Consider the following 25,881-nt stretch of genomic DNA (forward strand, 5'->3'; position numbering starts at 1 on the left):
GATTGTTGTTACGAAGGGCCATTTTGTAAAAAGAAATGGCCTTTTTTTTAATACACAACCGAAAGAAAGATATACCAAACCTTGTTCCAATTTTAAACCAGTATCTTGTATTTTGAAAGCGAAGGCCCGTTCTAATGTACTTGCCTTTTTCAAATAGGGAAAGGTCAATTGTTTCCCCTTACTTGTCAAATCAATCAATACATCAATATCTATATACACCATGAAAAATATATTGCTCGTTTTATTGTTGCTCATATCCCTGGCCATGATTTTTATCTCATACAAAGCAGCTATACCAGCTCCAGGACTAACCGGGTTGGGCTTTATTGTTATTTCGATCTTGTTTTACAATCGCAAAGATTAGTAAGTGTGTTGTAGGGGCTTGTTCGAAGTAAAGATTTTAATTCGTGAGTTTTGGATAAATCGTAGCATACCCAAGGAAGAATTGATAGGGTCAATGTTGTTTTTGTATAGCTGATAATCAGAAAGATTCTTCATTGAATAGGAGAAAGGTAGCCATTAAAAAAAGATAAAGGTTAATTATTCGGGAAAAGAACGACTTAAAATCATAGAAGAATGATCCATTGCCAAATGGTCAGAAAACAACACAACTTAAAAACGAAATATGCACACTAAAGAAATTAAGAATTTTGACGCTATTGTTATCGGATCCGGACAGGCGGGAACCCCGTTGGTTTTCAAGCTAGCTTCCCCAGGGCAAAAAATTGCTTTTATAGAACGGGAGCATTTTGGCGGGACCTGTTTAAATGTTGGCTGTACGCCCACCAAAACTTATGTGGCCAGTGCTCGGCGCATGTGGGAGGCGAAGCATGGCGACGAACTCGGTATTGAAATCCCGACTGGAGCAAAAGCCAATCTGGGCAAAATTAAAGCGCGAAAGGACGCTCTGATAAAAAAATCGGTAGATGGGATTGCCCAAGGAGTGAAGAACAATAAAAATATTAGTTTTTTTAAAGGCGAAGCTTATTTCGAGGACCATAAAGTGATTGCCGTAAACAACGAACTTTTAACGGCCGAAGAGATTTACATTAATGTTGGTGGGAGTGCATTTATACCAGAAGGCTATGGGGATGTTCCTTACCTCACCAATCAAAGTATTTTGGAGCTCGAGGAAATCCCAGAACATTTAGTGGTAATTGGAGGTAGTTATATAGGTCTGGAATTTGGTCAAATGTTCGCCCGATTGGGTGCTAAAGTCACAATAATTGAACGGGGCAGCGCCATAATTGGGAGGGAAGACCCGGAGACCAGTCAAACAATCCAACGTATTATGGAGGAAGAAGGCGTGGACTTTAGATTAGGGGCAGAATGTATTGCCGCCCAAAAAGATGAGAACGGTGGAATTGTTGCCAAAATTAATTGTTCTAAAGAAGGAGCTATCGAAATTAAAGGTAGCCATCTCTTACTGGCCGTTGGCAGAAGGCCCAATAGCGCAAACTTACAACTCGAAAAAACCGGTGTAAAAACCAACGAAAAAGGATTCATAGAGGTCAACGATTACCTGGAAACCAACATCCAAGGGATATATGCTTTGGGCGACTGCAATGGAAAAGGCGCTTTTACGCACACCGCATACAATGATTACGAAATTATAGCTGAAAACAAGTTCGAGGGTAAAAACCGTAAAGTATCCGATAGAATTTTAACCTATGGCCTTTTTGTGGACCCACCCTTGGGTAGAGTCGGGATAACAAAGAAAGAAGCAGAAGAAAAAGGATTGGATGTCCTGATTGGGCATCGACCGTTCAGTAAGATAGCACGCGCCAAGGAAAAAGGTGAAACCGAAGGCTATATGAGTTTGGTGGTGGACGCCAACACAAAAAAAATATTGGGCGCCACTATATTGGGAGTGGGCGGTGATGAAATAATCAGCGGAATTATCAACATTATGTATGCCGATAAGAGTTATGAGGTAATACGGGATTCTGTACAACCTCACCCAACTGTTTCAGAATTGATACCAACAATGCTGGAATCTTTGACTAAATTGTAAAGCAAATCAACAAATAGGAAAACCGTCCAGTTTTAATCGATCAAAAAAATATAGCACAGAATGAACCTTACCGAACAGTTTTTAAAGACTCGAGAAAAAACTGAAACCATATGCAGTCCCTTACAAACAGAAGATTATGTAGTGCAGCCCATAGTGGATGTATCACCTCCAAAATGGCATTTGGCCCATACCACATGGTTTTTTGAACAGTTTGTATTGGTAAATTTTGACCAAAGCTATAAGGTATTTCACCCTGACTTTGCCTTTTTGTTTAATAGTTACTATAATAATTTGGGCGAAAGGACCCTTAGGCATGATAGGGGCTTTATGACCCGTCCGAGTGTTTCGGTCATCTATGAGTATAGAAAATATGTAACTAGTGCCATTCAGGAGCTGTTGGATAGCAAGCCCGATATTGAGGTGTTACAATTAGTCGAAATTGGAATCAATCACGAACAGCAGCATCAAGAATTATTGGCATACGATATCAAGTATATTTTAGGCACTCAGCCCACATTTCCAGCGATAGGAGATTATTTTGGTCTTAAAGAAGAGTCCCATGAACAGAAATGGCTTTCCTTTTCGGAAGGATTATATGAAATCGGGCATCAGGGCAACACGTTTTGTTTTGATAACGAACGGCCGTCCCATAAAGTTTTTATCCAAGATTTTCAGATGAGCAACAAGTTGGTGACCAAGGGGGAGTTTTTGGAATTTATGGAAGATGGAGGTTACAAAAACTTCAATCTCTGGCACGATGAAGGTTGGCATTACATCCAAAATAATGGTATCGATAGCCCTCTGCACTGGCATCATAAAAACGGTGATTGGTACGAATATCAATTCAACGGACTGGACAAAATAAATGTTGAATTGCCCGTCTCCCACATATCCATGTACGAGGCATATGCATATGCCAATTGGAAAGGGATGCGCTTACCAACCGAATTTGAGTGGGAGGTTGCTTCACAACAGATTGAATGGGGCCAACTTTGGGAATGGACCAATTCGGCACATTTGCCATACCCGGGCTTTACCCAGGCCAAGGGTGCAATAGGCGAATACAATGGAAAATTTATGCTAAACCAAATGATATTACGGGGAGCATCCGTTGCCACAACACATGACCACCTAAGAAATACATACCGTAATTTTTTCCCTGCATCCAGCAGATGGGCCTTTTCTGGGATCCGACTTGTAAAAAACCAAAATTAGAATGTCCGATTTTTTCGACCATGTAAAAGAAGGGCTGCGCAAGTCGCCCAAAGCACTTTCTTCACGGTATTTTTATGATGCAAAGGGAGATGCCCTGTATCAAAAAATAATGAATTTGGAGGAGTATTACCTTCCTCGTAGCGAAATGCAGATCATTGAAAACCAAAGTGTCCAAATGGCCCGCGATATTGCATTGGTCCACTCCCGTTTGCAAATTGTGGAGCTGGGAGCGGGAGATGGCACCAAGACCAAGCACTTGCTCAAACATTTTAAGCCGCATTTTAACTCGCTCGAGTATGTGGCCATGGATATTTCCGACAATGTCCTGGCCATAAACGAAAAAGAAATAAAAAGTGAAACAGAGCCAATAAAATACAAAGGTGTGGCCGGTGATTATTTTGAGACCTACAAAACCATGCCAGCTACGCAAGATGGAAGACTTGTCATGTTTTTAGGGGCCAATATTGGCAACTACACCGGCAGTGATATTTCTGAGCTTTTTACCTTCGTTAAATCCAAACTAAAGGATACCGATTATTTTTTGGTGGCATTCGACCTGGTAAAACATCCTCGAAAAATTATGGCCGCTTACGATGATAGTAAAGGCATAACCAAACAATTCAACCTTAACTTACTGGAAAGGATGAACAGGGAGTTGGGTGCAAACTTCAACCTTGGGCAATTTGATCATTTTCCATATTATGACCCACTTACGGGCGTGGCATCCAGTCAAATAGTAAGCTTAAAAAAGCAAATTGTTGAGTTTTCACAAGGATTCACAGTTTCTTTTGACCTCTTTGAAGCGATTCATACCGAAATTTCCAAAAAGTTCTTTTTGAGCGATATTGAAGAGGTAGCCGAAGAGTCCGAAATGAATATTGAACAAACGTATTTCGATACGGATAAAGGATACACTTTTGTTTTGTTTCGACCCCAATAATATGGAATGGATTGATTTGCTTCAACTGTGACAAAACACAAATGGCAGGGCAATATTGCCCTGCCAATTTTTAGTGACTGTTCTTGTTTTCTGATGCTTTTATTTTAGCGACTGCTTAAATTCTTCCGTGGTGTACACATGGCTGGCCACAAAACGATAATTGATTTCTGCGGCTACGTTTCCATCATACCCGGGAGCAACGGCAGAAGCTGTTGCATCTACCACTACGGCAACTTCGAAGCCGTCTTCCAGCAGTTCCCTTAGATGCGATTCTACACATAGGTTTCCGGACATTCCCGCCAAAACAACCTTATCGATTTTCTGCTTTCTCAACTGCAAGCTAAGATCGTTCTGCTCGGGCCCGTACACTTTATGGGGACCTACTACCGTTACAAAATCCTTGTTGATGTATTTTTTGTATCGGGGAAGCCAATCAGCACCGGATCCTTCGAACCCTTCTTTGTTGAGCTGGTCGCCTCGGTCAAACATTCCTATGTCGTGCATTAGTTTTTCCAATGCCCCTTCAAACTTCCATTTGTGATCGTGCTCGTAATAATAATGTGGAGAAATAAATACTTGAATTCCATGTGCTTCAGCCAATTGGAACAGTGTTTCCAAATTTTCAACGGTATTGTTTTTAATCACACTCTCTCCAATGACTCCCCAAGTTACGCCATCGGGGCTCAAAAAATCATTTTGAGGGTCGGTTATAACAATGGCCGTGGTGTTGTCCACTGTAAATCCGGGGTCTGGAATTTGGGCATGGGCGCAGGGGACACAAGCAAGGAGGAAAATGTACAAAGCAATAGGATTGAATAAAATTGATTTCATGATTTTAAAGATTAAGTGATTTTACATTAATTTGATTGTTTTTTATGATTTGGTCTTTCCTAAATAAATAGACCGGTTTCATCATTGTTAAATTCCAGTTCTTCTTGAACCTTGTTCAGTGTTTCCTGGTTTTCCGCATTCTGCGCACTGTATTTATACCTTGAAACAGACAGTCTTCTAAGGAATTTGGCCAATAACATTTCTACAAAGAATAAGGGTTGATGAATCACTGGTTTAATTCAGCATGGCTAAGTTGTTCTGAAATGTTTTTCGATACTTTAAGGGTGGTATGCCAAAGTTGGATTTAAATAGTTTGGAAAAATGGCTAGGGTTTTCACAACCCACCCCGAGACCGACCTGAATAACACTTTCATCTGTGGAAATGAGAAGCTTTTTAGCTTCTTCCAGCTTTATTCGAGTTATAAACTGATGTGGTGTTTCACCTGTGGTTCTTTTAAATACACGAGTAAAATAATGCATGCTCAGCTCAACCAATTTGGCCAATTCAGAGGTTAGAACAGGACGATCTATATGTTTTTTTACATATCGATGTATCTTATGTATTTGAAAAGGAGTCAACCCCATTTTTAGTTTACAGTTCAACTGCGATTCTATGTTCTCTCTTTTTACCAAGTAATCGCCCAGGGTAACTATCATATTCTCCAAATGGGATTGTCTGTCCATGGGACTCATCAATAGTTCCTGGATCAGGTAAAGTGCAAGCTGGTTGCTAAGCGGGGTTTCCAATATTGGTACAGGAACAAATTTATCGGTATCCATGTCAAGGTTCATTAAACCGAATGTTCCATTGTACATACCGATCACCAAAGGTGCGGTAGGGTTAAAATCGGGAGCTGTGTTGAGTGAATAGATAAATTCAAAAGTATCCTCCCCATCGGCGCTATCTTTTTGGTTTTTAGTGTCCTGGATAAGAAAAAGGACAACGGTCGAGTTTCCGATTGTCTGTTTTATTTCCTTTTTATTGATATGGGAGTTTTTGATGTGGTTGATATATCTCATGGCTTTTCTTTTTATATGGGTTAGCTGCGACGGACAGGGTTGCCCATCAATTATCTTATATGCTTCTTGTTTTAAGGGCCCTGCAGGATCGCCCTTTGAACACATTTCAAAATTACTGATGGATAGGGGAGGTGACTAGTTGGAGTTTCTTAATGCGGACAGTTTTCTTACCAATGTGTTGGATTTTATCATTTTTCAGCATTCTTTCCGTTGTTCTGGACTCCTTTTAAAAAGTGCGATCTTCTAAACGTTACGGTTTACCTTCTTAACGTATCCTATAATCACGTATAAATGAGTAAATTGTAGTCCAATACGTACCCAATGAATCGGATAAGAATAAAAGATGTAGATATTGAGTGGAGTTTGCATCCAGATATCTGGAAAATAGAGGAAAAAGGGATCTCCCAACTTGCAACCGTCCTTTTACAACAATTATCCAAGACCACTTTGTTCGAGCAATTTGCAATAGATAAAGTACAAATATTGCCTGGCAATAGGTTGATCTATCAAATACCGGTTCCTGAAAAAAAATTTCCAATAGCCCCTAAAACAGACAAGGATTTTGAGTCTTTTCTAAATCGAACAATTGTATTGGCCACTGCCATTTCGGAAGTACATAAAGCGGAATACTGTTTTGGCGTTTTACAGAACAGTAGATTTATGGTGGATTCGGATGGAAAATTGCTCATTACAGGTCTTGGTTTGTTTCAAAAAGAGTACGCCAAAAGTGACTTGGCCGCGTATCAGGATGATGATTTCTTTTTTATGGCCCCCGAATTTAGTACTCGTAGTAAGCAAAGACCAGATTTTAAAGCTGATCTGTATGGATTTGGAGCGCTGATGCATTATTGGCTAACCGGAGAACATTTTTTTAAAGCTGTAGACAAGCAAGAAGTATTGCACAAACATTTAACGGAACCATATGATGCCTCTATAAACACCCTTTGGAAACATACGGGTATCCATCAGATCATCAATGCTTTGTTGGAAAAGAAGCCGGAAAATAGGTATCAGTCGGCACAAGGGGTATTGAGGGATCTGGAAAACTTAAAACATCAATTCGGCAAAGGGGAATTTGATGTTTCCCCAGAATTGAGCATCAATTTTAATCCTGGGGTAATTCGCATTTCTGATACCATTCTGGAACAAGAAGCTGCACTCCAGCAATTAATGAAGGTTTATCGGGATGTGCGAAATGGACCTGCTTCCGTAGCGTTTGTGGAAGGAGCGGCCGGTATAGGTAAAACATCTTTGGCCAAGGCTTTCGAAGCTGAAATTACCGATTCGGATACACTTTTTACCGTAGGCAGTTTTGATAAATCCCAATCCACCCCATATAGTGCATTCCAAAAAGCGTTTAAAAACATTGCACAGCGAATACTGCTTAAATCAGGAAAGAGCCATTCCGAGATCCGGGACATCTTTATAAATGGACTAGGTTCCGATCTATCTGCATTATTTGAGGTTATCCCCGATTTAAAGGAACTTACCGGGAAACTACCGGAACCAGAATCCTTGAATCCATTGGAAACAGGAGATCGTTTTGTAAATCTATTTGCACGGTATTGCCGAACATTGGATGGAATCGGTTTAAAACGGGTGATTTTTATAGATGATGTACAATGGAGCGATCTATCCTCCCTTAAACTTATAGAATATATGGCGTGGGCACCGCTCCACAGGGTGTTGTTTGTGCTATCCTACAATCCGGAGGGACTAACAGAGGATCATCCTTTGCTCAAATTTCAACGCTCTTTGGTGGCGGGCAAAAAGAACGTGCCCGTAATACGTTTAAGGCCATTGAGCCAAAAGGCCACTGAGCAAGTAGTGGCCGATGCGCTTTCCGAAGAGCAAAGCAAAATCCATGACCTTGCAGTACTGGTCCACAAAAAAACCAACGGAAACCCTTATTATATAAAACATTTCCTGTATTCGCTCCACGAAAATAAAGCTTTGACCTACGATACCGTGGCTCAACGATGGCAGTACAATCTGAGTAGTGTAAAACAGCAAGATGTAGCTGAAAACCTCTTGGCCATCTACGAAAAACAATTGTCCCTGCAATCGTACCAGGCCCAAGTTATACTTAAAATTGCCGCTTTTGACAATGGAAACTTTAATATTCCATTATTGATTTCTATGAGTGGTTTTCCCCAAGAAATCGTTGTTCTGCTTTTGGAACTGTTGACCGAAGCTGGCCAAATTTCAAAGTTGGACGCTACACCAAATCAGTTTGTATTTAATCACAACAAGATTCAACAGGCTGCATTGCACCTTGCCATTCCTGGGTTCGATGTTTCTTTTGAAGAGCTGCACTATGGTATTGCGCTATTTCATATGGAGAACAATGGAATTGTCGATGCCATATCACTAAATCAATTTGTAGAGCATTTAATAAGTTCAGGAGCTCATATACAGGATAATATTGTTCCCGTTGCTCTTGGATATATTTTGGAAGCGGCACAATTGGCAAATAACTCAAACTCGGCATTAACGGCAAAACAAAATTTGAGTTTTGCACTAGATCTTCAGACTAAATTTAGGACAGATAGGTATGCCTACGAAGTGTTGTTCGAAATGGCAAAGGCGTCCTACCTTTTAAAACAGGTGGAAGAGGGCAGGGTATATGCTGATAAGGCAATTAATAATGCCCCTGATGATTATAAAAAGTGCGAAGTTCATTTGCTGAACCTTACATTTTTAGAAGCTTACTCTTTATATAAGTCGAATACCCAGGAAGGAATTAAGGCGTTGAAGGTATTGGGATCCAAAATGAACCTTTTCTCCAAACCTAGTGAAACCAAGAGTGCATACCTCAAATTTATGGAGGTGCTGCCTACGGATTTTAATAACGATTTATTGGGTAGTGTAGTATATACAAAGGAAGACCGGTATGCTTTGGAAATTATGGTGAATATGTGTACTTCCGCCAAGCAGATAGATCATACTCTATACACCCATCTTTTATTTGCCATGGGCGAACTTATGTTTAAAAATGGTTTTACCGATTCGTCTCCCTTCATACTGGTACATTTAGGATCGCTTTTGTGCCACCGATATCATGAATTTGAACTGGGCGAGAAACTTAGCTCTCTTGGTTTAAAAAGGTTGCAATCGGAAAAGCCGGGTAAATATTTCTCCAAAACCATGTCCGTTTATCATATGGCAATGGGTCCGCTTATGGCAGATTACCAGACTCTGGAAACACAACTGGATGAAGCCATCGCTTATAATGTGGATCGAGGGGACTTTTATGGGGCAAGTAGCCTGCAATATGCCCAAATTAGAAACCAATTGCTCTCGGGCACTAATCTGTTGGAATTGCTCAGGGTCTGTAACGAGACGATAGATTCCTTCAGCATACATGGCAATACAGTCCATTTGGCCCAAATACAAGGCATCAAATTTATTTTGCAAAGATTGATCGGGAAAGATACCGGCACCTTAAACACAGCAACAAAGGTCATGCAGTTATTGGAAGATAGTAATTGCAGGACCGCCATTGCAAGTTTTCACATATTTTTAGGTTGGGTAGATTGTATTAAGGGAGATTATCAAAAAGCCTTAGCCCACTTTAAGGACCATCAAAAAGAATTGGAACATCTGATTTCCGAACCACAATTTTTTAAATATCAGGTCTTACGGTCCGTATGTGAATTAATGGTCAATAGCAACCCAACATCAAAAGTTTTGGGAGGAGTTAAGGAAAGGCAGAAACAACTAAGTGGTTGGGCGAAGGCCGCATCGCACAATTTTTGGGCAGAGTACCAAATGGTAGAGTTGTTACTGGCTTGTAAATCGGGAGATTATACCAATGTGCCCGAGCAGATAGAACATGTACTGCTTTGGACACAGAAAAATGGACAATTCCATATTAGGGCCATGTTTTGCGATATAATTTCAAGTGCCCTACCAAAAAAAGAATTTGTTTTTATAAAGCAAGCCTTAAAAAATGAATCCGAAAAAGCCAAAGCAGGGTGGGGCATTCCTTTGCAGGGTAATGAGTTCGACGGGAATTTTGAAGAGAAGGCAAACACCCATTCCCAGCACATTAAAAATTTCGATTTTCAAAGTTTGATCAAGGCCACGCAAACCATATCGGCAGAAGTGAATCGGGACCGTCTTGTGGAGAGTTTATTGCAGATTGTGATGGAAAATGCCGGAGCGGACAAAGGAGCACTGGTTTTAAGAAACGGGACCTCTTTACATGTTACGGCCTTTATAGATCTTACCGTTCCAACAGAAGCACAATTTTCGGAGATTCCTCTCGAAGATTGCAGAACATTGCCCATTAGCCTAATAGAACATGTAGCAACGACTAAAAAGGAGCTGTGCATTGATGATTTAACCGAATATTGTGCCAATTCAGAAGATCTGACAGCAGATTTTAAGGGGTCGCTGCTGTTACTTCCCTTAATAAAACAAAGAGATCTGGTAGGAGTACTGTACATTGCCAATAGCCATATTACAGGAATGTTTACAGAAGGAGGACTGGAAGTATTACGAATAGTTGCGGCACAAGCAGCAATTTCCATTACAAATTCCACCCTTTATGAACAAGCCGTTACCTTAAACAATGAGTTGGCGACCTCCCAAAAGGAACTGGCCAAACTTAACCAGGCACTGGAAGAGAAAATTAAAAATAGGACCCAGCATTTACGCCACGAAATAGAAATGAGAAAAGAGGCGGAAAGGGACTTGATTTTTGCCAAGAACGATGCCGACAATGCCAACCGTGCCAAATCACAATTTTTGGCCAATATGAGCCATGAGATCCGTACACCTCTAAATGCAATTGTTGGATTCTCTCAGATACTTACCAATCAAAGCAAGTCACTTGATCTAACCAATTCGTTTCGTAGGTATTTGAACAATATTCATCAAAGTGCAGAATCACTTTCCGAGATAATCCAGGACATATTGGATTTATCCAAGATAGAAGCAGGCAAAACCGCCCTTTTGCAAGAAGATATGGATCTTAGGCAGCTGTTCTTTTCGGTATATAGGATTCAGAAAAGTATGGCAAAGTCCAAGGATGTAAAGGTAATCTATGGTCTGTCTCCGGGAACACCAAGATATGTGCGTTCCGATCGTGGTAAAATAAAACAGATCCTTATGAATATTGTGGGCAATGCGGTAAAATTTACCCCGGCATCCAAGAACGTGCACCTGGATTTGCGTGTAGATAACGACTTTTTGATATTCCGAGTAGCTGACGAAGGCATAGGGATTCCACAGAAAGACCTCGAACGAATTTTTGAACCCTTTACACAATCCGATGCGGGCAAGGACAGAAAATACGGCGGAACAGGGCTTGGGTTGGCAATTACCAAAAGCCTAGTGGATATTTTAAAAGGAGAGCTTAGTGTGGAGAGTACGGAAGGGGAAGGAACCATCTTTACGATCAAGATACCCTATTTAAAGGCCACGCCAATGCCATTCGATAATCCCGAGACCATTATGGCCAACTATAGGATACCTTCCAAAAGTAAAATTTTGGTGGTGGAAGATCAATTAATGAACCAAGAAATGATCAGGGCCCTATTTGCCGAGTTGGGATCGGAAATTTTACTGGCTTCAAACGGTAGGGAAGGTGTCGCCATGGCAAAGCAATATGACCCCGATATTATTTTTATGGATATTCACATGCCAGAAATTGATGGTTTTGAGACCTTAAAGTTGATTCGAGGCTTTAACCTGGATATACCCATAATAGGCTTGTCCGCAGATGCATTCAAAGAACACCAAGATGCTGCCGTAGAAGCAGGTTTTACCGCTTACCTTACCAAACCCGTAAATGTACCCAAGCTCGTGGGACTTCTAAAAAGTTTCCTTCCAGAAGTGTCCTGTACAAAATCAACTGGCAAAACGGTTCTGAATGATCAACAACAACATCAAAAAGAGCAAGCGCTGGAAACCTTGCGAAAACTGCCCATTTTTGAAACGGAAAAATTGGCTGCAGTCGCTGAATCCTTAAGTGAAATACTGCCTGCCGGAATATTGAATAAATTGGAGGATGCCATTTATACAGGTGATGAAGTAGCGTTACAGAATTTTTTAACGAATACATTAAATGTATAAGGATACTTCTATTTTGGTTGTGGATGACAACCGACAGGTATTGGAACTGGTAAACCATGTCTTGGCCGAAGTAGGCTATAACATCTCTTTTATCCCAAAAGGACAGTTTTTGTTCCAACGATTGGCAAGCCAAAAATTTGATTTGGTACTGTTGGATATCAACCTTCCAGGTGTTAGCGGTCTGGAACTCTTGCAACAGGTCAAATCGGATTCTGTTTATAAATCAATTCCGGTAATCATTATTAGTGCTGAGGAAGAAGATGAAACTTTGGCAAAATGTTTTGATCTTGGAGCAAGCGATTATATCAAAAAACCGATTCATCACGAAATTCTAAAAGCTAGGGTTCAGTCCGTTATTTCGGCATCTCGATTCCATCAAAATGCGATCCATCAACAAAAACAGGAAGCCTTGCGAGCCCGGATGAAGATGTTGTCCTCCCAAATGAACCCACATTTTATTTTCAATTCTCTGTCGTCCATCCAAGAATTTGTACTGGCAAACGAAACCGAAAGGGTATTGGATTATCTATCGGAGTTTGCTGGATTAATGCGACAAAACCTGGAGAATTCCATGCTTGCCCATATAACTCTATCCAAGGAGCTACAGTTTTTGGATACCTACTTAAAACTGGAAAGAACCCGCTTCAACAATATATTCGAATATAGGATTGATATAGATGTTGAGGCTCCAGAAAATATTATGATTCCACCTATGCTCCTGCAGCCCTATCTGGAGAATGCGATTATTCATGGTCTTCGTAAATCCACTGGACCGGGAAGGTTGCTTTTAAAGGTTAGGGAAAAAGGGAATACCATACATTGTACAATAGAGGACAATGGTATTGGAAGAGCATTGGCTTCGGCTATCTCGGAGAGCCGGCATAGATCTATCGCCATGTCCAATATTGAGGCGCGCCTAGAGCTCTTGAACATGGAATTTGGACAGGATTTGTTCAGTGTCGAGGTCGTGGACCTGGAAAAGAAAGGTAAGCCTTCTGGTACAAAAGTTGAGCTCTGCTTTCCAAACGATTTACACTAATTTTTTTAGAAGGGCTTCCTTTTTCCTGACCGATACATCCACATGGGATCCATCTTTTAAAACAAGATATCCCCCTTTGCCCTTAACATATTTTTCTACATGGTTAAGGTTGACCATATGGGATTTATGTACCCTGAAAAAATTAAAGGACTCCAGTAAAGGTTCAAATTCTCCCAAAGGTTTGGAAACCATGATCATTTTTCCGTTATCCAGGTAAAAGTTGGAATACACATGGTTGGCTTCTACGCGCAGCAATCGATTGGCTTCCACAAAATCAATGCCTTCCGACGAGCGTAGGGCTATTTTGGTATAATTATGGTCCTGCAATTTGGTATTTTCCCTAAGTACCTGATATTCTTCTTCCCTGGAGGGTGCCTGCTTGGCCAAAATTTTACCTGCCCGAGATACAGCGTTTTTCAGTTCTTGAATGTTTATGGGCTTTAAAAGATAATCCAGTGCAGCATACTTAATGGCATTTATGGCATAAAGATCATGTGCTGTTGTAAAAATCACTTCAAAATTAGGTTCCGGAAAATGGTCGAACAAGGTAAATCCATTGCCCTCGGGCATTTCAATATCCAAAAACACCAAAGCAGGCTGTTCCGTGTTGATCAGGCCCACAGCTTCTTCCACAGAAAAAGCATCGCCAACCAGCTCAATATTAGGGCAAAATGTAGTCAACATCTTTCCAAGAATATCATGGTGACGTTGTTCATCATCCACAATAATGGAACGGATTTGAAGGGTCATGAGCGGTTTGGTTATAATTATAGCTCTAAATATAGAGTAATTTGAAGAATTATTTCTAATTTGTACTCATAATCAACCGTTTGTAAATGACTTTAGGCATTGGCAGTTTGGCGCCCGATTTTAAGGCAGTCACCACAGAGGGAGAAATCCAATTTTACGACTGGTTGGGTGAGTCTTGGGGGTTGTTTTTTTCTCATCCAGAGGATTACACGCCCATTTGTACCACCGAACTGGGCATGGTAGCACAATTGGAAGAGGAATTCGTGAAAAGGAACATGAAAGCTATTGCGTTGAGTGTTGATGACCTGGATTCCCATTTGGGTTGGAAATCGGATATTGAAAATTCCATGAACGTTACCGTGAGATTCCCAATTATTGCTGATGCAAAGGCCGAGATTGCCCATAAATTTGGAATGATCCAACAAGGTGCTTCCGATAAAAAAACAGTGCGGTCCGTTTTTATAATAGACCCTGATAAACGGATACAGCTTCATCTTACCTATCCCATGTTCATCGGTAGAAATTTTGATGAAATATTAAGGGCAATAGACGCACTGCAACTACATGCGGAACACCAGGTACTTACACCGGCCAATTGGAAGCCAGCTGATGATGTTATTATAGACCCATCCATGCCCGAAGAGGAAAAGGAAGCTAAATTTCCGGACAGAAAGGTGCAGGGAGCATCGTATCTTCAATTTTCCAGTGACCCATCCAAGAAGAAATAATGCGTTTACCTGTAGTATTATTTTAGGCCATTTCCATCTTTTGTTTTGTTTTTGAAATTTGTTGGAGTATCCTTCACTGGTTTGGTATGGCTCTTATGTTGAATGGTATCCAATCATAAAAAAAATCTTCCACCGTTGCCATGTCGGTAATTTCCATTGCTCAGATAACTGTGCAGTGTCAGAAAAACCAATTTTGAACGGTTTTTAACTTTAAATCAGGACAAAACCGCAAAATCAGAACATAATGGCAAATTTCAAATAAAATGGGTCTTTCCATTTTGTGAGTTTTACAGTGTTATAAATCAAGAAATAAACCTGTAAACAAAAACATTATGGAATCCACCAACTCTACGGAAAGAGCAATTTTAGGTAAAAAGGAAGCACAGCTTCCGGTAACCGGTTTTGAAATAGACCGGCATACGGCGATCGTAATTGTTGATCCACAAAACGATTTTTTAAGCCCTGAAGGGGTTGCGTGGGGGGCTGTGGGCCAAAGTGTTATGGAAAATAACACCATTGAAAATATTGAAACCCTGTTTAGATTAGGTGCGGAAAACGGTATCCATGTATTTGTGTCACCGCACTATTATTACCAACATGATCATGGATGGCGTTTTGAGGGTGCATTGGAGAAATTGATGCACAATATCAATATGTTCGATAGGGGAGATCAATTGAATGTAGAGGGTTTTGAAGGTTCCGGGGCAGATTGGCTTCCCATTTACAAGCCATATATCAACAACAAGGAGAAAGTTACCGTTTGTGGACCACATAAAGTATTCGGTCCGGAGAACAACGACTTGGTACTTCAGCTGAGAAAGCAAAAAATCGATAAAGTGATACTTGCCGGAATGTCCGGAAACCTATGCGTGGAATCCCATATGCGAGAACTTTTGGAATGTGGATTTGAACTTGCTGTGGTAGGCGATGCCACAGCTTCGGCCAAACTCCCTGGCTTGGACGGGGACCAAGCGGCACAAACCAATTATGCCATGATGGCAAGCGAGATATACACGACCAATCAACTCGAAGAAATTTTGGAATCACAAAAGAGCCTTGCCGAAGATTGATTTAAAGAGATAGAAAACAGAGAAGTTTAATAAAAGTTCTGGTTAGTGTTTGTTTAGTTGAAATGGATGGGAGGTACGGCTCCGTATCTCCCTTTCATAAACCGATGGATAAATAAAAACAGCAGATTAAAAAGTATGGGTCATGTTTAATAACACCAATATCAATAGACTGCCATTGGTATTTAAAAGTAACGATGGCAAGAACTATTTCCAATTTCATATTCGTGGTCAACTTGCTTCTTTGGAGTACGATATGATCGGGGAGCAACAGATCAATTTAAAAAAGCTCGAAATCAGTAAATATCTAAATCGACCTGAGGTGGGAAACGCTTTGATCGAAAGGGTTTTGGAATACTCCTTAAGAGCGGATTATACTGTTGTGCCGACAAATCCAGAGGTTGTGAAGTTTATACAAAAACGCCCAGAATATAAAAAACTCCTATCGGCCAATAATAGCAGTATAGATTTCCATCAAAAGAAAATCCGAGAACACAAAACACTATTTTAAAAATAACCGAAGCCATGAGAACAATAACAGAAAAAAAGGTTCAGTTAAACCCTGAACTATGGTCCGTACAACATAAAACCTATCTTTTTGCAATGGCCAGGCGAAAGCTGCCGGAAGCTGCCATAGAGGATGTTGTACAAGATACATTTTTGGCAGCTTTGCGCTCTGCTCCTCGATTTAAGGGACAATCTACAGAACGTGTTTGGCTCACTTCCATATTACATCATAAGATCATGGATTATTATCGAAAAGCCTACTCCCGCCAAGGAAAAGTTATGCACGATGCCTTGCGATTGTCCGATCATCCCAATTGGTACGAATTGGAAAATCAGACAAACAAACCCGATGATGCCGAGATAATCGAATTGCTCAATGCAGATGAACTGATCAGTGTTTTTAATTCGGGACTAAGTGTTTTGGGCAATAGGGAAAAAGAGGTACTTCGATTAAAAATGAAGGGATACAGCACAGAAGCAATCTGCAACACACTGGATATTGAAAGGGTAAATACCTGGGTGGCGCTCAGTCGGGCCCGAAAGAAAATGAAATCCTATTTGAACGAGAACTGGTAAAACAACCCGTGTCCGATTATGCAAAACATTTGGTTACATATTCAATTGGCACTTTGCCGTATCGGAATAGCTTGTATGGGAGCGTACCAAAGGATTAGGTACAATAAACAAAAAAGACACAAATCATAATAAAATGACAGAAATAAAAACGCCGGTGCCACCTTTTACCGAGGAATCCGCAAAACAAAAAATACAACTTGCCGAGAATGCGTGGAACAGTAAGGACCCTATACAAATATCACTGGCCTATACCGTGGATAGTGAATGGCGTAATCGTTCCAGTTTTGTAAACGGACGGGAGGAAATACAACAGTTTTTATCGAGCAAATGGGAAAACGAACTCGATTATAAGCTAAGAAAAGAATACTGGGCCCATACCGATAATAGAATTGCCGTACGGTTCGAATACGAATACCGCAATAAGTCGGGACAATGGTATAGGGCATACGGCAACGAGAACTGGGAGTTTAACGAGCATGGTTTAATGCAAAAACGTTTTGCCAGTATCAACGATATGCCAATTGATGAGCACGAAAGGTATTTATAATCATCAGCAGTATCAAATACCGAAAAAATAGTCTTCTCTAAAGTTCTGAATCAAAAATAATTCAGCTCTATTAAGGCTGCTAGTTAGAAGTAACAATTAATCTTAAATAGTACACATGAAAACAATGAATTCAATCAAAATTCGGAAAACCATCCTGGGAATTAGTTTCTTTTTGCTTTTTGGACTGGTTTTGACGCATGCCCAATCTCATAGTTACAGTACGGACGATAGTATGATCGCCCTGGACGGTTATAGTGCTGTATCCTATATGGATAAAGGGAAAGCAGAGATGGGAAAAAAAGCCTACAAGGCCAGTTTCGATGGACTTACCTATTATTTTACCGATCATAAACAATTGAAGAAGTTCCAGAACAATCCCAAAAAATACAAGCCTCAATATGGTGGTTGGTGCGCCTTTGCCGTTTCACTGGGGGGCAAGTACCGTCCTAATCCCAAAAGTTTCCGTGTGGTTAATGGAAAACTATACATGTTTACGGTAAACTTGGAAGGCGATTTTGTACAAGTCTGGGAAAAAGAAGGTAAAGCCAAGCACATTGCACAAGCCAATAAGAATTGGCAAACCATGAAAAAATTTACAACGTTTGCTCCATAAATCTCTTCATTTTAGTTTGGTTTACTTTGAAGACCGTCTTGCCGACTACCCATACTTCTTATTTATAGGTCGGCAGGCGGTTTTTATTATTACTCAGATTTCATTACAGGCCAAAAAAATCCAATAGTTTATTTAGAACCCGTAATGGTTTAAGAGGACATTCAGTAGTATGGACAAAGTGAAAATAAAATAGGGAAATACAACGTCTATTCGGGGTAAACACATTAAAACATTAACCCGTCAACTCTGACCATATCTATTTCTAATGATTCCGTCTACTTCCATTTAATACTGCAGCCTATGCTTGGATATTGTACCTTGGCAATGTCTTTGTTGTTCAACATAGCATCCAAAGCATTGGTTAGATCTCTTCCGGATGCAGTTCCCATATTTGGCCTCGATTCATCAAACCGACCTCTGTAGGCCAGTTTCAGGTTATCATCAAATACAAAGAAATCTGGAGTGCATTCCGCCTGATAGGCCTTGGCAACTGTTTGGGTTTCGTCATACAGATAGGGGAACGAATAATTCAAGCTCTGCGCAACATGGGTCATCATCTCTGGTCCATCTTCAGGAAAGTACTCCACATCGTTGCTACTAATGGCAATAAACTGGATACCCTTGGCCTGATACTCATTGGCTACTTCCACAAATTTATGGTTGATATGGTGAACAAAAGGACAATGGTTGCATATAAAAGCAACTACTGTAGCTGTATTTGACTTTAGTTGGGATAGCGATAGTTGCTTTTTTGATACGGTGTCAAAGAGAGTGAAATCGGGAGCCTTGGTCCCTAATTCCATCATGTTGGATTGTGCTAATGCCATGATATTTGGTGTTTTTAGTGATGGACGACCTGTGGAAACCAAGTTTGGTTTCCACAGGTCGTCCTTAAATCAATTAATAATTAATGGTCTATTGGAGTTCGATATTTATATCCCTCGATGCTTTCGTGGGTTCTAGAAATCCCCTCTTTCCAGTTAACATTCCCAATCAATATAACCTTCAGGACCGGGGGAATACAGTAAATCTGGATTTAAAGGTGTCAACTCTTCGTTGTGCTTTAATTTATCTATCAAGTTGGGATTGGCAATAAAAGGACGTCCGATATAAATAAGGTCGTAACCATCTTCCAGAAGGTTTTCCGCTTTAGTTGCAGAATCTACGTCGCCGCCACCGATCATGGTACCATTAAAATTGTCGCCTATGGTCTTCCATATTTGGGTCGCAAATTCTGGAGCTGACATGGCTGAACGTTGATCGGCAATATGTATGTAAGCAATGTTCAGTTTGGATAATTCTTGAGCCAAGTACGTGTACAGACTTACGAGATCGTCATATTCACCCGACATACCATTTACGACACCATAGGGTGAAAAACGAATTCCAACTTTGTCCGGGCCGATGGCTTGCACAACTTTTTGAACGGTTTCCAAAACAAATCGGCCCCTGTTTTTGTAGTTGCCGCCATATTCATCGTTTCTTTGGTTGGTTTTTGGATCAAGGAACTGTTCCAAAAGGTAACCGTTGGCACTATGGATTTCAATGCCGTCAATTCCTGCCTCGATAAGTTTCTTAGAGGCAGTAACGTATTCGTTTTGTACCTGTACGATATCCTCAAAAGTCATTTCCCGGGGTATATCGTGTGGCTGCATTCCTTCCTGATCGGTGTACATTTCCATTTCGGTGAGCGGTACAACCGATGGGGCAATGGTCTCACCACCGTTAGGGAGGTTTAAGGATGCAGAAACGCGTCCGGTATGGAAAAGCTGGACAAACATTCTTCCTTCGTTTTCATGTATACCGCGGGCGATATTTTTCCAACCGTTTATTTGTTCTTCTGTATAAGCTCCAGGTATTCTGGGATATCCAGTTCCATTTGGGGATACGGAGGTAGCTTCGGATAATATAAGTCCGGCACCAGCCCTTTTGGAATAGTATTCCTTCATTAAATCGTTTGGAATGTTATCGATGGCCCTGCTCCTCGTCATTGGGGCCATTACGATCCGGTTTTTCAATTTTGTTCCGGACAATTCAAATGTTTCAAAAACTTTCATTTTTTGTATTTTGATTAATATGATTTTTACGTAGTTGCTATTCTATTTTTGGAATCGGTAGCATACCCACTCCATGCCATTTTTCAGGATTAAGAACAAGTCAGTGAGTAATAATTGGGTTGCCTCCGTTTTCGCTATGTTGAAAAACTTGAGGGATTTCCAATTGATTTTAACTTAGAGTTCTTTGATCAGACGAACCATTTGATGCGTAAACCCCCATTCGTTATCGTACCAAGCCATAACCTTGAGTAAATCACCATCTACCACCCTGGTCATGTTCAAGTCTGCGATTGAGGCGTATGGGCTGCCAATAATATCCGAAGAAACCAAGGGCTCTCTCGTTGTAGACAGTACTTCTTGGTATCGCTCAGTGGACGCTTCGCTTTCCAAAATTTCATTGATCTCCTCTGGTGTTACAGGGCGTTTGGTAACAAAGGTCATATCCGATATGGAGCCTACTTTTGCCGGGACACGTATGGCAACGCCATCAAACTTATCCGCAAATTCCGGTAAAGCTTTGGTTGTGGCGATGGCAGCACCAGTACTGGTCGGAACCAAGTTATCGGCGGCCGCCCGTCCCATACGATAATTTTTAGGGGAGGCACTGTCCATTAAACTTTGGCTTGCGGTGTAGGCATGCACTGTGGTCATGATCGCTTTGTGTATTCCCACCCTACGACTCAGGATTTCAACAATGGGGCTAATGTTGTTCGTGGTACAACTGGCACAAGAAAAAATGGAAGTGTTTCTCAAAGCGGAGCTTACCCCATGGACCACCGTTGGTATATCTTGACTTTTGGTGGGGGCAGAAATCACAACTGTTTTTGCGCCGGCCGTAATATGCTTTGATGCATCTTCACTTTGGGTAAAAATACCCGTACTTTCGATAACTACATCAATGTTAAGATCTTTCCACGGAAGGTCTTCAGGATTTTTTTGGTTAAAGTAGGTGATCTTATTGCCATCCACCTCCAAGGTATTTCCTGAAACCGATACATTGTGTTTGTAGGGCCCGTAGGTACTGTCATACTTTAGAAGATAGGCCAAGTTTTCAATAGGTAAAATATCGTTTATGGCCACTAGGGTCAGTTCTTTCGATTCGAGAATTACTTTGAGCGAGGCGCGACCTATTCGCCCCATTCCGTTTATCGCTATTCTTTTCATTTTAATGTATTTAATTTATTTTCCAATTCTTTTATTCGTTGTTTTAGTGGCTGTACAATTTTATCCACTTCATCGGAGGTGTATCGCTGTACGATGTGTTGCGGGCAGTTAACATCCACTGCTTTGATTTTAAATATAATGGCACGTTCTACCTTGGCCGGGTAATCTTCCATGGTCAAGGATTCCATTAGGGTGGCATCCTCCATTTCCACATGGGCCTCTCCCCAAATTTTTACCCTTGTTTTGTTCGGGTAGTCCATTAAAAAAAGAAATGCTTTAGGGTTATCGGCCAGATTGCCCACACTGATGTATTGACGGTTTCCTGAAAAATCGGCAAAAGCGATGGTTGTTGGGTCCAAAATTTTTAAAAAACCTGGCGCCCCACCTCGATGTTGGATGTAGGGCTGTCCCTCAGGGTTAGAGGTTCCCATATAAAAGGAATCCCGCCTTTTTACAAAATCGATTATAGGCGGGGTCAGTTCCTTTAGCCAACCCCTGCCGGTCTCCATTTGAGCATAACTTTTTCTTGAACCGTTTTTTTCCTGAAGTTTTTTTACGGTTGAAGTAAATGCAATGTCGGAGGTGAATTCCCCTTGCTGTTTTTTCATACTTATTGGATTAAAGGACACTTTTTATTATCCTATATCCTTAGTATGATTTTAGGCGAAAACCTGACAAAGGCAATCTTTATTGAAACAACGATTTAATTTTGGAATGATAAATTGGGTCTGCTACCTCCAGAATAACACTTAACAAATCCGTGGATATAGGCTTATTATTAGGGTATCTATTGTTGCTCAAAAAGTTTTTCAAAGCTTTATTCAATACCGACTCCCCAATCAGTTCACTCAGCTCCACAAATACAAGGGCACCTTTTGAGTAGGCCAAATATGTTTCGCCCGGGGCAACTTTTAGTATAGACTTTCTTTGGTTAAAACCTTTTTCGGCATCGTAGATCTGTTGGTGAATCGCTAATCGCTCCCACATTTTATCCCGACCGTACATCTGTTTGTAGATCATCATTTCCGTATACATGGCCAAGCTTTCGGTAAGCATGGAATATCCTTCCCTAAAATCGGGCTGTATTTGATGGGTGCCCCACCAAAAGTGGGAAACCTCATGTCCGGCGAGTTCATTGATAACATCTTGTTGTTTTCCTGCGGTCAGGTTCGCATTGAAGGTCATATGTTCGGTTAGGAATATAGACCCGGGGTAAGCAGTACCCGCAAATCCTTGCGTAAAAGAAGATACTTCTGCATAGTTAACCGTTTTAAAAGGATATGGCCCAAAATATTTTTCACAGTAATCTAGTGTTAGCTTCGTATTTTCTATTAAATGTTCCACATTCGCGCTATGCTCTGGATGATGGTAAACCCTAATGTCGATATTATGGTGCTTTACACTCTTAACTTGATAGTCTGCCGAGGAAATTGCAAAACGAAACGGGATGGATTGAGCGGCATACGCAAAGTAATTTCTTTCCCCTTGCTGCCATTGCTTTTTTAACTCTCCGGTCCCCACAGCTACTTGATCGCCAGTGGTGGAAATTTGCATGTTCAAATCTATGGCATCGTTCAAGTATTTTTTAGGAGCTTCCAATTTTGTAAAGCTTGTGCCAAGCGAAAGGCCATACTTGGCACGCGTAATGGAATCTTTTATTTCCCTATCGGAGTCATATCCAAATTGGGGATAATACCTGCTGATCCTCATGAACGAACCATTTTCGATGATGGCATTAAAGGAATCGTGACCGTTCACAGCAAACCATTGATAGTCCAATTTAAATTGTAACTGGACGGAATCGTTGGGTTGTATGGGGTGGGGAAGGACCAGTTCTGAATTTGTATCGTTGAGCTCAAAATTTTCTTGACCGTATTGAAAAACCATGGACCTGATTTTCATTTCCTCAGGGACACTTATTAAAACTGAATCAATAGGCTGGTCGTGTTTATTGACCAAAGTATATTGTCCTTCGATGGTATAAGATTGCTCATCAGGGTATAAATGTACTTTGGTCTGTACCTTTTTTATCGTAGGTTGTGCCATGTTTTGGTACTTCCTAAACTGTTTTTCATACATCAGCTGGGCATTGATAACTTCCTCTTTTTCTTTTTTAGGATGATAGTTCCTTAAGTAAATGGAACTGCTTATAAGTGCAATCATCAAGGATAGAACCATCCCGACCATAAGCACTTTTCTATCCTTGTTATTGCTTTTAAAATAATACCACATGAATAGTAGCATCAAAATAGAAAAACCAAAGACCAAGCGCAATGAGTAGGGGTTTACATAGTCGCCAAACCCAATAAATTCACTATAAGAACCTCTATAACCGGAGAAAAACCGAAGCAATGAACTAGTAAATATACTTTTGGAGATGGGTGTTGCCAATACCAAAAAACACAAAATGGAAACACCAAGAGCTATTGATTTATTTTTGCTCAACAGATTGATCAAAATCATGAAAAGGCCAAGTAGTACTAAAGGGAGTGTGTTGAATAAAACAGCTCCAAAGTAGGCCCGAGCATCAAAAATTAGATGTTTAAAAAAAACTTGAAAGGCTAGTGCCTCTACAATGATGATAAGTGTTAGGGTGGTCAGTAATACCGCAATGCTACCGATATGTCCCACTAATTTTTGCGTCGCATAAAAGGTTGTTTGCTCTAAAAAAGAAAACCTACTTGAGTTACTCCGCCAGAAAAGGTCATTTACAAAATAAACGGTAAACAATGTGCCCAAAGGGTAAAACGTACTGTTGATGGTTTGTACTAAAAGACCAGAACTTGCATACATTTGAGGTATTCGAATTCCTTTATTGATATCATCATACATTTCCACGCCAACATAAAAAACCAAGAGTAGGACAGTGGCTATAAAAGGTATGCTTTTAAAGATATAAATGGTATCCACCTTTATAAACGATAATATCGCTTTCCACTTAGATTTTTTATTGAATTCCGTAACCGCGGTGGCAAATGGATTTATGGAAGGTTTTACACCCGTAATTATCAACTTTTTTCTACTTTTTTTCTTGAATTTTGGAAGAAATGAAAACGACCGAATCCCCAGAAGTAACATACCAAAGGCTAAGACAATACTAGCCATTCTGTTAATGAGTAAAAGATTTGACAAGGGTACAACCTGGTAATTTCTTTGCTCAAGGCTCAAATCCTTGGCTTCAAAAAAATAGCCCGACAAGCCAAAAATATCCACTATGGCAGAAATGCGTTGAACAAACAGGGATTGTGGCATGGCCTGTGCCATAAACGGCGCATTCGAGAATAAGAGTGTAATCATGTACAACACGTAGAGCAGCACCCCAACAATGGCCACCATTAGTTTATTCTTGTACGACTGCGCCACATAAAATAACACACTGCAGATAACCAACGTGTTGACGACTCCAAATATTAAAAAGGGATATGCAAAATGCCAAAATTGGAAACCAGGATTCAATAGCACGTCTTTGGCCAAATGTATGCCTAATACATAACCTGATATAAGACAAAAAAAACCGAATAACGTGAGTAGGTTAAACGATAAAAATCGAGCAAAGGCAAATCTGTTTTTCGCTATTGGCGTTGAGAAAACTATTAGTTCGTAGTTGGCATCCTGTTCTTTGAACAAAAGAGGAAAAGCCAAAACGGTGGCAATTAAAATGATTGCCAAACTCAAAAGACCGATCATGAATCCAACAGAATACGATGCGTTGACCGCAAGTTCATCTCCTACCGAGATATTGAACTTATAACCGGTTAAGATACCGATACCCAAGAAAAAGGCAATGGCTATATAGGTGGTTTTCTGCCTAGCAAGGGTTTGCAAGTCGTTTAGAAGAACAGTTTTCACGATGCAACTTTATTTAGGTGGGCAAAATAGGCGAGTTCAAGACTAGGTTCGATAGGAGTAAAACCAGGAGGGCAGTCCGTTTCAAGAACAGTGATGTGCATTGTTCTTTCCACCAACTGCTTGTTTATGACATGGTAGTTGGCTTCCATTGCCGACAGCTCTTCCTTAGTTGTAGGTTTACGCCACAATTGGCCTTCCAATTGTTTCAAATAGTTTTTTGGGGCGTCTTGGGATACTATTTCGCCCTTTTTGATTATTGCCATTTGCGAACAGAGGTTTCTAACATCCTCCACCAAATGGGTAGATAGAATGATGATGATATCTTCGCCAATATCGCTGAGCAGGGAATTGAATCTATTTCGTTCTTCAGGGTCTAAACCTGCGGTTGGCTCATCCACAATTAAGATTTTAGGATTTCCCAATAACGCTTGTGCCACTCCAAAACGCTGTTTCATGCCCCCAGAGAAGGTATGTACTTCCTTATCTTTGTAATCCATCAAATTAACTTTATCCAATAACCATAGTATTTGGTCATGGCGTTGTTGCGAATGGTTAACTCCTTTCAGCTTGGCCAAGTGTTCCAATAAATGATAGGCGGATACCTTTGGGTACACACCAAAATATTGAGGTAAAAAACCCAAATGCTTTTGGATATCCAGCGGGTTTTTAACCACGTCGGCACCATTGAAGCTGATGTTTCCTTCCGTTGGTTTTTGCAGTCCAACAATGGTTTTCATCAGGGAAGATTTTCCAGCACCATTGGGCCCCAAAAGTCCAAATATTCCGTTCTGTATTTCTAGATTTAAGGCAGTAAGTGCCCTGTACCCATTGCTGTACACAAGGGATACATTATCGATTTTTAATGTATTCATGATTAAAATAT

General features: G+C 40.6%; 21 protein-coding genes. 11 read left to right on the forward strand and 10 right to left on the reverse strand.

From position 1 onward, the window contains the following. Positions 1-625: 625 nt before the first annotated feature. Genes MJO53_RS13540 through MJO53_RS13550 form a run of 3 tightly spaced genes read left to right on the forward strand, consistent with a single transcriptional unit; the run spans position 626 to position 4,169 of the window. On the forward strand, positions 626-2,014 hold the full coding sequence (locus tag MJO53_RS13540; protein WP_252079467.1) for a mercuric reductase: 1,389 nt from the start codon (positions 626-628) through the stop codon (positions 2,012-2,014). A gap of 60 nt (positions 2,015-2,074) precedes the next feature. Continuing rightward, on the forward strand, positions 2,075-3,229 hold the full coding sequence (gene egtB / locus MJO53_RS13545) for an ergothioneine biosynthesis protein EgtB (protein WP_252079468.1): 1,155 nt from the start codon (positions 2,075-2,077) through the stop codon (positions 3,227-3,229). A 1-nt stretch (position 3,230) separates the two neighbouring features. Beyond that, the gene (locus MJO53_RS13550; protein WP_252079469.1) at positions 3,231-4,169 is read left to right on the forward strand and encodes an L-histidine N(alpha)-methyltransferase; all 939 of its coding nucleotides are present in this window, start codon (positions 3,231-3,233) and stop codon (positions 4,167-4,169) included. Positions 4,170-4,268: 99 nt separating this feature from the next. On the opposite strand, the gene MJO53_RS13555 is transcribed toward MJO53_RS13550, so the two are convergent. From MJO53_RS13555 to MJO53_RS13565, 3 genes are read right to left on the reverse strand one after another with little or no spacing between them, the layout of a single operon-like run. Continuing rightward, a complete protein-coding gene (locus MJO53_RS13555; protein ID WP_224837075.1) occupies positions 4,269-5,000 on the reverse strand; it encodes an isochorismatase family protein in 732 nt (243 codons plus the stop codon). A 59-nt stretch (positions 5,001-5,059) separates the two neighbouring features. Continuing rightward, positions 5,060-5,230 carry a hypothetical protein gene (locus MJO53_RS13560; protein WP_252079470.1) on the reverse strand — a complete coding sequence of 57 codons (171 nt, stop codon included), beginning with the start codon at positions 5,228-5,230 and terminating at the stop codon, positions 5,060-5,062. A 4-nt stretch (positions 5,231-5,234) separates the two neighbouring features. Next, positions 5,235-6,020: a helix-turn-helix domain-containing protein gene (locus MJO53_RS13565; RefSeq protein ID WP_252079471.1), complete on the reverse strand. Its 786-nt coding sequence runs from the start codon at positions 6,018-6,020 to the stop codon at positions 5,235-5,237. 321 nt (positions 6,021-6,341) lie between these two features. On the opposite strand from MJO53_RS13565, the gene MJO53_RS13570 reads away from it, so the two are divergent. Continuing rightward, positions 6,342-12,101 (forward strand): ATP-binding protein, encoded by a 5,760-nt coding sequence (locus MJO53_RS13570; RefSeq protein ID WP_252079472.1) that lies wholly within the window; start codon positions 6,342-6,344, stop codon positions 12,099-12,101. Then, entirely contained in the window at positions 12,094-13,140 is a 1,047-nt protein-coding gene (locus MJO53_RS13575) for a response regulator (protein WP_224837079.1), read from the forward strand. Before MJO53_RS13570 ends, MJO53_RS13575 begins: the two co-directional genes overlap by 8 nt. Here the strand turns inward: MJO53_RS13575 and MJO53_RS13580 are convergent. Further along, positions 13,132-13,890, reverse strand: coding sequence for a LytR/AlgR family response regulator transcription factor (locus tag MJO53_RS13580; protein ID WP_224837080.1), 759 nt, complete (start codon positions 13,888-13,890; stop codon positions 13,132-13,134). The genes MJO53_RS13575 and MJO53_RS13580 overlap by 9 nt on opposite strands. A gap of 86 nt (positions 13,891-13,976) precedes the next feature. Here MJO53_RS13580 and MJO53_RS13585 point away from each other — a divergent pair, with 86 nt between their 5' ends. The 6 genes from MJO53_RS13585 to MJO53_RS13610 all read left to right on the forward strand — a co-directional run bounded on the left by MJO53_RS13585 (position 13,977) and on the right by MJO53_RS13610 (position 17,928). Then, positions 13,977-14,618 carry a peroxiredoxin gene (locus MJO53_RS13585; protein ID WP_224837081.1) on the forward strand — a complete coding sequence of 214 codons (642 nt, stop codon included), beginning with the start codon at positions 13,977-13,979 and terminating at the stop codon, positions 14,616-14,618. Positions 14,619-14,950: 332 nt separating this feature from the next. Further along, on the forward strand, positions 14,951-15,688 hold the full coding sequence (locus MJO53_RS13590; RefSeq protein ID WP_224837082.1) for a cysteine hydrolase: 738 nt from the start codon (positions 14,951-14,953) through the stop codon (positions 15,686-15,688). Between the two features lie 142 nt (positions 15,689-15,830). Then, entirely contained in the window at positions 15,831-16,196 is a 366-nt protein-coding gene (locus MJO53_RS13595; protein WP_252079473.1) for a GNAT family N-acetyltransferase, read from the forward strand. Positions 16,197-16,210: 14 nt separating this feature from the next. Continuing rightward, positions 16,211-16,768: a sigma-70 family RNA polymerase sigma factor gene (locus MJO53_RS13600; RefSeq protein ID WP_252079474.1), complete on the forward strand. Its 558-nt coding sequence runs from the start codon at positions 16,211-16,213 to the stop codon at positions 16,766-16,768. A gap of 133 nt (positions 16,769-16,901) precedes the next feature. Then, positions 16,902-17,315, forward strand: coding sequence for a nuclear transport factor 2 family protein (locus tag MJO53_RS13605; RefSeq protein ID WP_224837085.1), 414 nt, complete (start codon positions 16,902-16,904; stop codon positions 17,313-17,315). Positions 17,316-17,439: 124 nt separating this feature from the next. After that, positions 17,440-17,928 carry a YHS domain-containing (seleno)protein gene (locus tag MJO53_RS13610; protein WP_252079475.1) on the forward strand — a complete coding sequence of 163 codons (489 nt, stop codon included), beginning with the start codon at positions 17,440-17,442 and terminating at the stop codon, positions 17,926-17,928. Between the two features lie 275 nt (positions 17,929-18,203). On the opposite strand, the gene MJO53_RS13615 is transcribed toward MJO53_RS13610, so the two are convergent. From MJO53_RS13615 to MJO53_RS13640, 6 genes are all read right to left on the reverse strand, one after another. After that, on the reverse strand, positions 18,204-18,755 hold the full coding sequence (locus MJO53_RS13615) for a thioredoxin family protein (RefSeq protein ID WP_252079476.1): 552 nt from the start codon (positions 18,753-18,755) through the stop codon (positions 18,204-18,206). A 153-nt stretch (positions 18,756-18,908) separates the two neighbouring features. After that, complete coding sequence (locus tag MJO53_RS13620) at positions 18,909-19,985, reverse strand: alkene reductase (protein WP_224837088.1); 1,077 nt, start codon at positions 19,983-19,985, stop codon at positions 18,909-18,911. A gap of 174 nt (positions 19,986-20,159) precedes the next feature. Further along, entirely contained in the window at positions 20,160-21,149 is a 990-nt protein-coding gene (gene gap / locus MJO53_RS13625) for a type I glyceraldehyde-3-phosphate dehydrogenase (protein WP_252079477.1), read from the reverse strand. Beyond that, a complete protein-coding gene (locus MJO53_RS13630) occupies positions 21,146-21,757 on the reverse strand; it encodes a pyridoxamine 5'-phosphate oxidase family protein (RefSeq protein WP_252079478.1) in 612 nt (203 codons plus the stop codon). Before MJO53_RS13630 ends, gap begins: the two co-directional genes overlap by 4 nt. 79 nt (positions 21,758-21,836) lie before the next feature. Continuing rightward, positions 21,837-24,998 (reverse strand): ABC transporter permease/M1 family aminopeptidase, encoded by a 3,162-nt coding sequence (locus MJO53_RS13635; protein ID WP_252079479.1) that lies wholly within the window; start codon positions 24,996-24,998, stop codon positions 21,837-21,839. Continuing rightward, positions 24,995-25,870 (reverse strand): ABC transporter ATP-binding protein, encoded by an 876-nt coding sequence (locus MJO53_RS13640; protein ID WP_252079480.1) that lies wholly within the window; start codon positions 25,868-25,870, stop codon positions 24,995-24,997. The genes MJO53_RS13635 and MJO53_RS13640 overlap by 4 nt, the downstream gene beginning before the upstream one ends. Between the last annotated feature and the right edge of the window lie 11 nt (positions 25,871-25,881).

Source organism: Flagellimonas marinaquae (assembly GCF_023716465.1).
In the GTDB taxonomy this organism is placed as follows: domain Bacteria; phylum Bacteroidota; class Bacteroidia; order Flavobacteriales; family Flavobacteriaceae; genus Flagellimonas; species Flagellimonas alginolytica.

Excerpts from the sequence above, each read along its gene's own strand:
- MJO53_RS13540 (WP_252079467.1), top strand. The coding sequence starts at position 626 with ATGCACACTAAAGAAATTAAGAATTTTGACGCTATTGTTATCGGATCC.
- egtB (WP_252079468.1), top strand. The coding sequence starts at position 2,075 with ATGAACCTTACCGAACAGTTTTTAAAGACTCGAGAAAAAACTGAAACC.
- MJO53_RS13550 (WP_252079469.1), top strand. The coding sequence starts at position 3,231 with ATGTCCGATTTTTTCGACCATGTAAAAGAAGGGCTGCGCAAGTCGCCC.
- MJO53_RS13555 (WP_224837075.1), bottom strand. The coding sequence starts at position 5,000 with ATGAAATCAATTTTATTCAATCCTATTGCTTTGTACATTTTCCTCCTT.
- MJO53_RS13565 (WP_252079471.1), bottom strand. The coding sequence starts at position 6,020 with ATGAGATATATCAACCACATCAAAAACTCCCATATCAATAAAAAGGAA.
- MJO53_RS13570 (WP_252079472.1), top strand. The coding sequence starts at position 6,342 with ATGAATCGGATAAGAATAAAAGATGTAGATATTGAGTGGAGTTTGCAT.
- MJO53_RS13575 (WP_224837079.1), top strand. The coding sequence starts at position 12,094 with ATGTATAAGGATACTTCTATTTTGGTTGTGGATGACAACCGACAGGTA.
- MJO53_RS13580 (WP_224837080.1), bottom strand. The coding sequence starts at position 13,890 with ATGACCCTTCAAATCCGTTCCATTATTGTGGATGATGAACAACGTCAC.
- MJO53_RS13585 (WP_224837081.1), top strand. The coding sequence starts at position 13,977 with ATGACTTTAGGCATTGGCAGTTTGGCGCCCGATTTTAAGGCAGTCACC.
- MJO53_RS13590 (WP_224837082.1), top strand. The coding sequence starts at position 14,951 with ATGGAATCCACCAACTCTACGGAAAGAGCAATTTTAGGTAAAAAGGAA.
- MJO53_RS13595 (WP_252079473.1), top strand. The coding sequence starts at position 15,831 with ATGTTTAATAACACCAATATCAATAGACTGCCATTGGTATTTAAAAGT.
- MJO53_RS13600 (WP_252079474.1), top strand. The coding sequence starts at position 16,211 with ATGAGAACAATAACAGAAAAAAAGGTTCAGTTAAACCCTGAACTATGG.
- MJO53_RS13605 (WP_224837085.1), top strand. The coding sequence starts at position 16,902 with ATGACAGAAATAAAAACGCCGGTGCCACCTTTTACCGAGGAATCCGCA.
- MJO53_RS13610 (WP_252079475.1), top strand. The coding sequence starts at position 17,440 with ATGAATTCAATCAAAATTCGGAAAACCATCCTGGGAATTAGTTTCTTT.
- MJO53_RS13615 (WP_252079476.1), bottom strand. The coding sequence starts at position 18,755 with ATGGCATTAGCACAATCCAACATGATGGAATTAGGGACCAAGGCTCCC.
- MJO53_RS13620 (WP_224837088.1), bottom strand. The coding sequence starts at position 19,985 with ATGAAAGTTTTTGAAACATTTGAATTGTCCGGAACAAAATTGAAAAAC.
- gap (WP_252079477.1), bottom strand. The coding sequence starts at position 21,149 with ATGAAAAGAATAGCGATAAACGGAATGGGGCGAATAGGTCGCGCCTCG.
- MJO53_RS13630 (WP_252079478.1), bottom strand. The coding sequence starts at position 21,757 with ATGAAAAAACAGCAAGGGGAATTCACCTCCGACATTGCATTTACTTCA.
- MJO53_RS13640 (WP_252079480.1), bottom strand. The coding sequence starts at position 25,870 with ATGAATACATTAAAAATCGATAATGTATCCCTTGTGTACAGCAATGGG.